Annotated in this window: 9 protein-coding genes and 1 tRNA gene; 5 read left to right on the forward strand and 5 right to left on the reverse strand. The window is 69.8% G+C overall.

Translation table 11 applies throughout. The features are described from left to right. Nucleotides 1-488: 488 nt before the first annotated feature. Nucleotides 489-1,229, reverse strand: a complete 741-nt coding sequence (locus MU407_RS04420) for a metallophosphoesterase family protein (protein WP_246955654.1) — start codon at nucleotides 1,227-1,229, stop codon at nucleotides 489-491. 146 nt (nucleotides 1,230-1,375) lie between these two features. On the opposite strand from MU407_RS04420, the gene valS reads away from it, so the two are divergent. Both valS and MU407_RS04430 read left to right on the forward strand, forming a co-directional pair. After that, on the forward strand, nucleotides 1,376-4,036 hold the full coding sequence (gene valS, locus MU407_RS04425) for a valine--tRNA ligase (protein WP_246955656.1): 2,661 nt from the start codon (nucleotides 1,376-1,378) through the stop codon (nucleotides 4,034-4,036). Nucleotides 4,037-4,083: 47 nt separating this feature from the next. Beyond that, nucleotides 4,084-4,566, forward strand: a complete 483-nt coding sequence (locus MU407_RS04430) for a PH domain-containing protein (protein ID WP_246955658.1) — start codon at nucleotides 4,084-4,086, stop codon at nucleotides 4,564-4,566. A gap of 40 nt (nucleotides 4,567-4,606) precedes the next feature. Here the strand turns inward: MU407_RS04430 and MU407_RS04435 are convergent, their stop codons facing one another. Continuing rightward, the gene (locus tag MU407_RS04435; RefSeq protein ID WP_246955660.1) at nucleotides 4,607-5,911 is read right to left on the reverse strand and encodes a hypothetical protein; all 1,305 of its coding nucleotides are present in this window, start codon (nucleotides 5,909-5,911) and stop codon (nucleotides 4,607-4,609) included. Between the two features lie 204 nt (nucleotides 5,912-6,115). Here MU407_RS04435 and MU407_RS04440 point away from each other — a divergent pair, with 204 nt between their 5' ends. Then, nucleotides 6,116-6,601, forward strand: coding sequence for a phage holin family protein (locus MU407_RS04440; protein ID WP_246955662.1), 486 nt, complete (start codon nucleotides 6,116-6,118; stop codon nucleotides 6,599-6,601). 121 nt (nucleotides 6,602-6,722) lie between these two features. Further along, entirely contained in the window at nucleotides 6,723-7,163 is a 441-nt protein-coding gene (locus MU407_RS04445) for a PH domain-containing protein (protein ID WP_246955664.1), read from the forward strand. Nucleotides 7,164-7,186: 23 nt separating this feature from the next. On the opposite strand, the gene selB is transcribed toward MU407_RS04445, so the two are convergent. From selB to MU407_RS04460, 3 genes are all read right to left on the reverse strand, one after another. After that, nucleotides 7,187-8,995: a selenocysteine-specific translation elongation factor gene (gene selB / locus MU407_RS04450; RefSeq protein ID WP_246955666.1), complete on the reverse strand. Its 1,809-nt coding sequence runs from the start codon at nucleotides 8,993-8,995 to the stop codon at nucleotides 7,187-7,189. Further along, nucleotides 8,992-10,353 (reverse strand): L-seryl-tRNA(Sec) selenium transferase, encoded by a 1,362-nt coding sequence (gene selA, locus MU407_RS04455; RefSeq protein ID WP_246955668.1) that lies wholly within the window; start codon nucleotides 10,351-10,353, stop codon nucleotides 8,992-8,994. Before selA ends, selB begins: the two co-directional genes overlap by 4 nt. A gap of 30 nt (nucleotides 10,354-10,383) precedes the next feature. Then, a tRNA-Sec gene (locus MU407_RS04460) sits at nucleotides 10,384-10,479 on the reverse strand. A gap of 102 nt (nucleotides 10,480-10,581) precedes the next feature. On the opposite strand from MU407_RS04460, the gene selD reads away from it, so the two are divergent. Then, nucleotides 10,582-11,598 carry a selenide, water dikinase SelD gene (selD, locus tag MU407_RS04465; protein ID WP_246955670.1) on the forward strand — a complete coding sequence of 339 codons (1,017 nt, stop codon included), beginning with the start codon at nucleotides 10,582-10,584 and terminating at the stop codon, nucleotides 11,596-11,598. Nucleotides 11,599-11,603: the final 5 nt, after the last annotated feature.

Consider the following 11,603-nt stretch of genomic DNA (forward strand, 5'->3'; position numbering starts at 1 on the left):
GCTCGGCCTGCTTTCTACGACGCTCAGCGCGCTCCTCGGCGCTCATCTTCGGCATGGCGTCAATCGTCACAGTGTGTCTCCTTCAGGGGGTGGTGCCACACCCCTTACACACACCATTTGACAGGCCCGCGAGAAGCGCCGCGCCGCCCATGATTCCGACAATTCCTCGAGTCCTGCGCATGATGTTCTCCTTGCATCATCGAATACGGGAAGCGTCCCTTTTGAGGGTCAGCACAATGCCCCATCGACACAGGTGGGTAGGTCCTGCATGCCATCGTGCCGATCGAAAGGGCGCCCTTCCCGAGCTGCCGATCGGCACGCTAACCCATAAACAGGCCCCGCGTTTCTGACGGGTAACTTCTAGCGCCAGAACAAAATGTGGAGCCCTCCGCGTCACTCCTGTTCAGCGCACCCAGCTCCATCGAAGGCGCCGGTTACCGGTGAGGAAAATTCAAGACGAAGGTGCGATGGTGCGAAAGTTCCGGGCACTAGCCCCGGTACACCCCGGTGCGCAGCTCGCTCGCGTACGCCGCGGTCTCCTCGGCGGGCATCGTCGATGCCTCGGCGACGGCGATCTCGGCCTCGACGTCATAGGGCACGCGCACGAACTGGATGCCGAAGGGAGCCTCGCGTCCGCCGCTCGAATCCCCCTCGAGGATCGCGTAGGAGGGCACCGGGTCATCGAGCTGATTGCCCACGGAGCCGACGCTCACCACCTGCCCCAGGTCGCCCGAGCGCAGATACGGATCATGGATGTCGCCGTAGACGAGGACGTCTGCGGGCGCCTCGGAGCGGACGAACTCCGTCGGCCCCATGAGCGTTGCGTACTCCTCCTCGGTGTGGTCGCGGCGGATGCGGGTGAACTCATCCACCGGGGAGGCGTGAACCAGGCGGATGCGCCGGCCCGAGAGCACCAGGTCATGCGAGCCCGGCAGGTCCACCAGCCAGCGGCGCTGCTCCGTGCTGAGCTCTGCCTTCCACCAGGCGGAGCCGGCGGTGCGCGGCGGAGCGTCCCCCGCGATGAACACCTCCCAGTTCCCCCGCACGGTCACCTCGCAGCGCTCGCGGGTCAGGTCCGTGCACGCGCCCCCGCGCGGGCCCTTGCCGATCACATCCCCGAGGTTCATGATCCGCCTGATGCCGCGCGCGGCGATGTCGGCGAGGACAGCCCGGTAGGCGGTGAGGTTGCCGTGCACGTCGGAGATGACGGCGATGCGCTCGAGGGACATGCGAATCCTCCGAATCAAGGAGCAAGACCCCTCCTATTGTGCTCTCCGACCTCTCCTCCTGTGCTCGCCCGTCCCCCCCCGCCCACGTGAGCCCCTCCACGTCCGCGCGCGTTGCACCGTCCGTCAGACCTGGAACAATGGCCCTCATGACCGAGACTGCACCGCGCCCTGGCTCCGCGATCCCCGACCGTCCTTCCCTCGAGGGGCTGGAGGAGAAGTGGGATCGGGTATGGGATGAGCAGAAGCTCTACGCCTTTGACCGCGACACCACCCGTGAGCAGGTCTTCAGCGTGGACACCCCGCCGCCCACCGCGAGCGGCGCCCTGCACATCGGCCACGTGTTCGGCTACTCGCAGGCGGACATGATCGTGCGCTACCAGCGCATGCGCGGCAAGAACTGCTTCTACCCGATGGGCTGGGACGACAACGGTCTGCCCACCGAGCGGCGGGTGCAGAACTACTACGGCGTGCGCTGCGACCCGTCGCTGCCCTACGTGGAGGACTTCGAGCCTCCGCATCGTGGCGGCAATGCGCAGACCGCCAAGCCGCAGAACCAGATGCCGATCTCGCGGCGCAACTTCATCGAGCTGTGCCTCGAGCTGACCACCGAGGACGAGAAGGCTTTCGAGCACGTCTTCCGCACCCTGGGGCTGTCGGTGGACTGGAGCCTGGGCTACCAGACCATCGATGAGACCTCCCGGCGGGTCTCACAGAAGGCGTTCCTGGACCACTACGCCGCCGGCACCGCCTACCAGGCGGAGGCGCCGACGGCCTGGGATGTCACCTTCCGCACCGCGGTGGCGCAGGCCGAGCAGGAGGACAAGGACCTGCCGGGCGCCTACCACCGCTTGGGTTTCACCAAGACCGATGGCAGCGGGCAGAAAGTCTTCATCGAGACCACCCGCCCGGAGCTGCTGCCCGCCTGCGTGGCGCTCGTGGCGCATCCCGACGATCAGCGGTACCAGGATCTGTTCGGCACGACGGTGACCTCTCCGCTGTTCGGTGTGGAGGTGCCGGTGCACCCCCATCCGCTGGCTAAGCCTGACAAGGGCGCCGGCATTGCGATGATCTGCACCTTCGGTGATGCGACCGACGTGATCTGGTGGCGAGAGCTCGAGCTGCCCACCCGCGCGGTGATCGGCCGGGACGGCCGCTTCCTCGCAGATGCCCCCTGGATCACCACCGCGGAGGGGCGCGCCCACTACGCGGAGCTGGTCGGCAAGACGGTGTTCACCGCCCAGAAGCTCGTGGTGGAGAAGGCGACCGCCTCCGGTGACCTGGTCGGCGAGCCGACGAAGATCACCCACCCGGTGAAGTTCTTCGAGAAGGGCGATAAGCCGCTGGAGTACGTGACCAGCCGCCAGTGGTACTTCGCCAACGGCGGCCGCGACACGGAGGCCGGGGGCCTGCGCGAGCAGCTCATCGCCCGCGGCCGCGAGCTCGACTGGCATCCGGGGTTCATGGAGTCGCGCTACCGCAATTGGGTGGAGAACCTGGCCGGGGACTGGCTGGTTTCCCGCCAGCGCTTCTTCGGAGTGCCGATCCCCGTGTGGTACGGCGTGGATGAGCACGGCGAGATCGACTACGACCGCATCCTCACCCCCTGTGCGGAGCAGCTGCCGGTGGATCCGACCCTGGATGCCCCGGACGGCTTCACCGAGGAACAGCGGGATCAGCCGGGCGGTTTCACCGCCGACCCCGATGTGCTGGACACCTGGGCCACCTCCTCGCTGTCCCCGCTGCTGGTGAGCGGCTGGCTGGATGATGCGGAGCTGTTCGAGCGGGTGTATCCGATGGATCTGCGTCCGCAGGGCCACGACATCATCCGCACCTGGCTGTTCTCCACCGTGGTGCGCTCGCATCTGCTGACGAACTCCCTGCCGTGGTCCACTGCGTCGATCAACGGCTGGATCCTGGATCCGGACCGCAAGAAGATGTCGAAGTCCAAGGGCAATGTGGTCACCCCCGTCGGGCTGCTCGAACAGCACGGCACGGACGGGGTGCGCTACTGGGCAGGCCGCGCCCGGCAGGGTGCGGACACTGCCTTCGACGAGGGGCAGATGAAGATCGGGCGGCGCCTGGCCATCAAGATCCTCAATGCCTCCAAGTTCGCCCTCGGCTTCGGGGCTGCGCCCGCGGATCCGACCGGACGCCTGGCCGCGGACCCGTCGGCCGTGACCGATCCGCTGGACCGGGCGCTGCTGGCGCGCCTGGCAGAGGTGGTGGAGCAGGCGACCGCCGCGCAGGATGCGCTGGATTACGCGCGGGCGCTGGAGATCATCGAGCCGTTCTTCTGGGCGTTCTGCGATGACTACATCGAGCTGGTCAAGGAGCGCGCCCACGGCAACTCGCCGCGCGGCCAGGCCGGGGCGGACTCCGCCCGGGCGGCGCTCGCGATCGCTCTGGAGGTGCAGCTGCGGCTGTTCGCCCCCGTGGTCGTGTTCGCCACCGAAGAGGTGTGGTCCTGGTGGCGGGAGGGCAGCGTGCACACCCAGCCCTGGCCTGAGGCTGCGCCGCTGCGGGAGGCCGCCGCGGGGCAGGAGGCCGCGCTGCTGGACACCGTCGCGCAGGCCGCGATCGCGCTGCGTCGCATCAAGTCCGATGCGAAGGTCTCGCAGAAGACTCCGCTGCTGTCCGTGCGTCTGCTCGCGGCTGAGGGTGCGGTCCCGCATCTGGAGGGGGCGCGCGGGGATCTCGTGGCACTGGGCCGCATCGAGTCCCTCGAGCTGGGCGCCGCCGACGGTGAGGGCGTGCGCGCCGAGGACGCGGAGCTCGGCGAGCCGCCCGCGAAGCCGGCCCGCCGCTGACGGAGCACTGGCAGTTCAGGAGGCGCAGAGTGGAGCCGAGGCCTCAGATGACTTCGCGCAGGGTGCGGTCCAGCAACAGCACGGCGGTGATCTGGATCGGGGTGCTGCTGCTCCTGATGGGCGGCTTCACCGGCCTGTACGGGCTGGTCCCCCTGCTCCAGGGCTCTGCCCTGGCCGGCATCGCATGGCTGCTGGTCGGGGCGCTCATCGGCGCCCTGGGTCTGCTTGCGGCGCTGTTCGGCTGGCGCACCCACGCCAGGGTGGATGCCCAGGGCATCTCATGGTCCCACGGGTTCTCCCGCCGCACCGCCGTTCCGTGGCAGCAGATCGCGTACGTACAGGTGCCGAGCGCGCATGAGCCCGGCGGCAGCGTGATCCTGCACCTGCACGACGGCCGACAGGTTCCCGTCACGCCCCTGCGCAAGACCCAGGGGCCGGATGACAGCACCGCGCTGTCTCCGTGGTATCTGCGGGCTGGTGCCGCCGTGCAGAAGGCGCATCAGGAGTGGTTGACGCGCGGGGGGCGATGAGCCGCCCAGCGCGTCACCCCTCTGCGCGCACCCCGTCAGCTCACCAGAAGGGGCTGTACTTCGAGGTGGAGTCCTTCAGATCGTTCACGAAGGCACCGCCGTCGCTGATCGCATCATCGAGGTTGTAATCGCCCGGGGTGAAGGTGTCCACGATCGCATTGGGATGGATGGCGAAGCTGGTGGAGCCCTTCAGGCCCAGACCCGCGGCAAGCTCGCCAGAGACGTTGAACCCGATCGCGTCGGTAGAGATGACCGCACCGCCACCGGCACCGCCACCGGCCCCGGCCTTGGCCTTGATCTCGGTGGAGCCGGAGAACCAGCCGCCCGGGCTGGACTCGCCGAAGGTGGCGCCCGCTTCCGCGCCGGCGAAGGCGCGGGCATCGGCCCCGAGGGTCCAGCCGTTGATGTTGCCATCGGCGTTTCGCGTGGCATGTGAGTACGCGTTCGCACTCGCGTAGGCACCGGCGTACGCCTGACCGTCGACCGACTGGGATCCCCCGCCGATGGTCTCGCTGGTGATCGAGCCGTTGGCGTAGGCGCCGATGCCGGCCTTCCCGCCAGCGGAGAAACCATCGGGCCCGACGGTGCCGCCGGCCTCCGCGTAGGCCTCGGCGCCGGCATTGGCGGATCCGGTGACGCTTCCGTTCGGGCCGTTCAGCGACCCTTCGAAGCCGACCTCGGCTCCGGCGCGGCCGCCTATGGTGCCGGTGTGGTTGCCGTACTTGTCCACGGTGTGGTTGCCGCCGAAGGAGGCACCGCCGCGGGCGTACACGTCGGCGTATCCGAGGTCGCCCTCGAGCTCACGACCGTCGCCGAAGGAGAAGTCGTCGTTGTAGGCGCCCAGCGGCCGGTCGTTGCCGGCGGCCTGACCGCGCCCGTGGTAGCCCGAGCCGCCGTACATCTCCTGGCCGGGGCGCTGGCCGCCGTCCATGAGGGAGTCCTTGAGGAAGTCGATGATGGCGGGGTTCATTGGGCTGAATGGGCCGCCGGGCAGTCCGGGGCCGAAGGGACCGCCGGGCTGAAAGAGGTCCTCGATGAAGTCCCGCACCGCATCGAAGATCCCCCCGCCGCCACCGTCACTGTTGGAGACGTGATCCTGCTCCTCGGCGTGCTGCGTGATCTCCTCACCCTTGGCCCGGATGTCCTCGGCCTTCGCGTACAGTGAGGGCTTGACCTGGCCGTGCCAGAGTGCACGGAACGCGATCGCATCCGGCCCCAGCCACGGCACGGAGTCGATCAGCGCGGTGACAGCATCGGTGGTCTGGATGATGGTCTGGGACCCCTGCCGACAGGCCACCCCCTGTGCCCGCATCTGCTCCGGCACGCCGCCGTAGAACCCGCTCATCACCGCTCACTCCCCTGAAAGTCCCGTGTGGCACCGTAGCGCCGTCGTCATCCCGGCCAGCGTAGGCGCTCGATCGCACAGTGCCCATGGGGAGTACTCCCCATGGGCTGTCTGTAGGGGTGCAATGATCCCGTGAAGAGTTCCCGGGGTGACGACAGTAGAGTCGACGAAGGCCCGCTAGGAATCTGACGCCATGGAGTCGCCGTGCAGCCCACCGTCATCCGTGCCACCGCCGCGAAGATGCTGTTCGTCGTCGGCCCCTTCATCATGCTGATGGGCGTGGGATTGCTCGTCACCATGATCGTGCTGTGGTTCGTCCTGGACACCAGCGCCGTGCTGTTCTTTCTTCTGCCCGCTGCTCTCGGAATCGGTTCCGGCCTTTTCCTGCTGCGGATGGCGCGCAAGGGACGACTGGAGATCACGGCCGACGGCTTCACCTGGTGCGGTTACATCGGCCCCGACCGGACCGTTCGTTGGCAGGACCTCCACCGCATCCTGCCGCCTCGGCATCGCGGGGGCCGGAATATCGCGCTCCTCCAGTTTCGCGATGGCCGCGAAGAGGACCTGGTGGCCCTGTGGGTGGGGCCGACCGACCCCTCCGTGGTGACGGGCACGCTGGATCTCAGTTCCGTGCGCACTCAGCTGATCCAAGCCCACCAGCAGTTCCTGCACAGCACCGCGCGGCAATGACGACGCTCGAGCGGCGCTGACTAGCATGGCCACCGTGGCCCCAGGTGCGGGGCCGCCTACCACAGTGACGATCGGGGGTGCCATGGCCCAGAGGCAACGCAGCGGACGCGCGAAAGGTCTGATGATCGGGGGGATCGCTTCCCTCATAGCGGGGCTGTTCAGCAGCGTGTTCGCCGTGGTGATGTGGGCGGTGACGGGCGAAGCAGGGCTGCTGCTCCTGCTCCTGATACTGCCCCTAGCCGTCATCGTCGGTGGGCTGCTGCTGTTCATCGGCCTGCGCAGCGGGGTGCAGATCACCCACGATGCGGTCTCCTGGTCCACCGGCTTCGGTGGCACGCAGTCGATCCCCTTCGCCCAGATCGCCCACATCGAGGTGCCGACGGCGCGCCGCGGCCCCGGTGGAGTGCAGCTGCATCTACGTGACGGGAAGACGGTGCCGCTCACAGCATTGAAGATGTCGCGCGATGAGAATGGCTACTCGCCCGATCGGACCTACCAGCGGATCGCCGAGCAGCTAGTCCAGGCCCACCAGCAGTATCTGCACCGCGCCGCGCGGCGCTGAATCGCACTGCGCTGAGCTGGGCCTCAGCGCACCACCTCGCGCAGCGAACCGTCGACCCGCCGCGTCCAGCCGCGACCGTCGAGATGCGTCAGCAGCGGGATCGCCACCCGTCGCGTCGTCCCGAGGGCCTGACGGGCCTGGGAGAGCGTGAAGGGCTGCGGCAGCCGCGCGATCTCCCGCATGGCAAGCGCCGGGGCAGTGGGCAGCAGCACCACGCCGTCCTCGAGACGCAGCAGGCGGCCGATCCGTTCGGCGGCGGCGAGCTCGCGTGGCCCGAGCCGCAGAGCTGCGAGGTCATCTGCTTCCGGGGCGGCGAAGGGCTCCGCCCGCAGCCGCTTCTCGAGCTCAGCGACCCCGGTTTCCGCCGTTCCGAGCCCCGCGGCGGCGTTGCGGCTGCGCAGGCGCCCGTCGGTCTCCTGCAGTTCGGCTCGGCGCACCAGCACCGCCAGCAGCGCGGCATCGGGCAGGTCCAGCTGCTGCGCGGCAGCCCCCAGCGGCACGCCAGCCGAGAGCTGATCGCGCCGCTGGGCAGCGGTGACGAGGTCTGTCAGCTGCGTGGTCCAGGTGGCGAGGGCCTGCGCATCGACCAGCAGGTCCCCGTGGCGCTCGATGCCGTCCGGCAGGGGCTCAGGCACGTCGATCCCAGCGCGGCGCAGGCGCGTCTCCGGCACAGCCCGGCGGCGCCGCACCTCGACGGTCACATCACCACCAGCGTCCGGCAGCTCCTCGAGCTGGGCGGTGCGACGGGTGCCGTCGCCGCGTCGGGTGAGCTCGGGCGGGTCCACGTCCATGACCTGCACGCCGCCGAGCACCAGGTGCTCCCCGGTGCCGCGTAGGACGATGCGGTCCCCGAGCCGCACCGGCAGCTCGCGGTCCAGAGTGAGCCGGGCGTGGTCGGCATCGAAGGGTCGCACGTGCACGGGCACGGAGGCGGAGCCGATGTGCAGCTGGATCTCGTGCGGCAGGGCGGTGAGGTCCTCCCCGCTGGTGCGGCGCACGTCGATCCGGTCGCTCAGGGGGAAGGCCCCGGGGGTGATGAGGGCATCGCCGCGTCCCACCTGTTCGGTGGTGATACCGCGCAGATTCACGGCCGCGCGGGAGACGGGCTCGAGGTGCTGGTGGGAGGCGCCCTGGGACTGCAGGCCCCGCACGCTGACCGGCCCGCTGTGCGCGGCGCCGATCAGCTGCAGCTGATCGCCTACGCGCAGCGTCCCGGTGCCCAGGGTGCCGGTGACCACAGTGCCGGAACCGGAGATGCTGAAGGCGCGATCCACCCACAGCCGCACCGGGGCTTCGGCCTCCACCGGCGGCAGCTGGTCCAGCACGGTCGCTAGCGCCTCCTGCAGCGCGGGGATCCCCTCCCCCGTCACCGCGGAGACCGGGATGATCGGGGCGTCCCCGAGGCCGGTGCCAGCTAGCTCGCGGCGCACCTGCTCCTGGCTCCGCTCGAGCAGCTGACCGGTGGAGTCGTTTCGCGCGGCGAGGTCACTGCGGGTGAGCGCCACGACTCCGCGGTCGATCCCGAGGGCGAGCACGGCGTCACGATGGTCGCTGGACTGGCGCTGCCAGCCCTCATCGGCCGCCACGACGAACAGCACGACGGGCGCGGGTCCGAGCCCGGCGAGCATGTTGCCGATGAACCGTTCATGCCCGGGCACGTCCACGAAGGCGACCTCGGTGCCGCCGGGCAGGGTGGTCCAGGCGAAACCCAGGTCGATCGTCAGACCCCGTTTCTTCTCCTCCGCCCAGCGGTCGGTCTCGATCCCGGTGAGGGCGCGCATGAGGGTGGATTTGCCGTGGTCCACATGACCAGCGGTCGCGATGACCCTCATCGGCGCCCCTCCCCCATCCGCTCGATCTCCGGCGCAGCGCCGCACAGCGCGGCCAGCAGCTGGTCCTCCGCCGCCGCGGGTATGCAGCGCAGATCCACCACGCAGGCGTCTTCCCGGGTGGTCGCCACGACGGGCACCAGCTCCGGGCCCGATGGGGTGCGCAGCGCTCCCGTCAGGGCGGCGGGCAGGTGCAGCGCCCAACCGGGCAGCGGCACCTCCGCGCCTCCGCCGCCGCCGGTGCGGCCGTCATGCTCGAGGACCTCAACCTTGAGACCAGGGGCCTGCTGCCGCAGGCGCTCCGCGAAGGCCTCAGTGCGCTGCCGCAAGTCCTCGGCCCGGGTATGCAGGGCCGCGAGCACCGGCGGCTCCGGGCCGGTGAGGGTCGCTTCGATCGCGGCGAGGGTGAGCTTGTCGGCCCGCACAGCGCGGGCCAGGGGGTGCCGGGACAGGCGCGCAATGACCTCGGCCTTGCCCAGCAGCACTCCGGCCTGGGGGCCGCCGAGCAGCTTGTCTCCGGAGGCGATGACGAGATCTGCCCCGGCCTCCAGGGCGGTGGTGGCATCGGGCTCTTCGCGCAGCACCGGGTCAGGGGCCAGCAGCCCCGAGCCGAGATCGGCGATGAGCGGCAGGTCGTGCTCCCGGGCGAGGGGCGCGAGCTCGGCGGGTCCCTGCGCGGCGGTGAAGCCGATGACGCGGTAGTTGCTGGTGTGGATGGTGAGGATCGCGCGGGTGTCCGCACCGATTGCGTCGCGGTAGTCCTGCAGGTGCGTGCGGTTGGTGGTGCCGACCTCGCGCAGGTGCGTACCGGCACTCTGGATCAGGTCCGGCAGGCGGAAACCCGCCCCGATCTCGATCAGCTCACCGCGGGAGACGATCACCTCCCCGGTGCCGACGAGGGCCGTACAGGCCAGCAGCAGGGCACCGGCCCCGTTGTTGACCACGAGCGCATCTTCGGCGGCCGGGCAGGCGGCGAGCAGGGCGGCGCGCGCTCCGGCACCCCGTCGGCCCCGCGCCCCGGTGGCGAGATCGAACTCCACATCGGTGTACCCGGCGGCATCGGCGAGCGCCTGCCGGGCCGGGTCCGAGAGCGGGGCGCGCCCCAGGTTGGTGTGGACGATGACGCCGGTGGCGTTCAGCACCGGGCGCAGGGAGCTCGCGGAACGGGAGTCCACGGCGGCGAGCACCTCGCCCTCGACCTGCTCCGGGGTGATGTGGCCGCTGCGGGCACGGTCCTGGGCGGCGCGCACGATGCCGCGCACCACCTTCTCGCTGAGAGTCCGGGTCGCCGCGACGACCAGCGGATGCGCGAGCAGCTGATCGGTGCGGGGGATCCGCCGACGGGGGTCGTCCACGATCATGATGGGCAAGCTCCTCCCGTCGGCGGATCATGGCGGAGGCGGACGGGAATCGAACCCGCCAGACCGAGATGCTCGGCCTCACTGGTTTTGAAGACCAGGGTGCCCACCAGGAACACAGACGCCTCCCTGCGGCGCTGGGCGCCGATCCCTGAGTCTAGTCCGTGCATCACCGGGTGCGATCGCCACTGGACCCTGGGCCCCACCTGGGGCGTTCCTATACTCGGTGCCATGACTGCGATCCCAAATCTCATCAGCGTCGAGGACGACGCCCCGAAGCGACTGACCCAGATGGCACACGGTGGTGGCTGCGCCTCGAAGATCCCCGCCGGAGAGCTCGAAGAGGCGGTGTCGGTCCTGGCGGGCCAGGATTTTCCGAGCGTGATCGTGGGGCTGGATGACGGTGATGACGCCGCGGCTGTGCGCGTCCAGGACGGCCTGGCGGTGCTGTCCACCGCGGACTTCTTCACCCCCGTCGTGGACTCCCCGTACGATTTCGGCCGCATCGCCGCCGCGAACGCCCTCTCGGACATCTACGCGATGGGCGGCACCCCGGTGGTGGCGATCAACCTCGTGGGCTGGCCGCGCGGCACCCTCCCCTACGAGCAGCTGCAGGAGATCCTCCGCGGCGGCAAGGACATGGCGAACGAGGCCCACACCCCCGTGATCGGCGGACACTCCGTCGATGACCCCGAGCCCAAGTACGGCCTGGCCGTCACCGGTACCGCGGATCCGGCACAGCTCCTGCGCAACGACGCCGCCGAGGCCGGGCTGCCGATCACCCTCACCAAACCCCTCGGGGTGGGCCTGCTGAACAACCGGCACAAGAACACCGGTGAGGTCTTCGAGGCGGCGATCGCCACGATGACCACACTGAACCGGGATGCCTCCCAGGCGGCGGTCGCCGCCGGGCTGAAGGCCGCCACCGACGTGACGGGCTTCGGCCTGCTGGGGCACCTGCACAAGATGATGCGCGCCTCCGGCATCGGCGCCGTCCTGGACCGCACCGCAGTGCCGCTCGTGGACGGCGCGGCCGAGGCGCTGCGCGACGGCTTCATCTCCGGCGGCACGCGGCGGAACCTCGAGTGGGTGCGCGATCACCTCACCGTCGATGACGGGGTGAGCGAGGAGGACCTGCTGCTCCTGGCCGATGCGCAGACCTCCGGCGGTCTGCTCGTGATCGGCGAGGTGCCCGGCTACCCGATCATCGGCGAGACGATCGAGGGCTCCGGGATCCGCGTGCGCTGAGCCTT

Source organism: Brachybacterium sp. Marseille-Q7125 (assembly GCF_023062615.1).
Lineage (GTDB): Bacteria > Actinomycetota > Actinomycetes > Actinomycetales > Dermabacteraceae > Brachybacterium.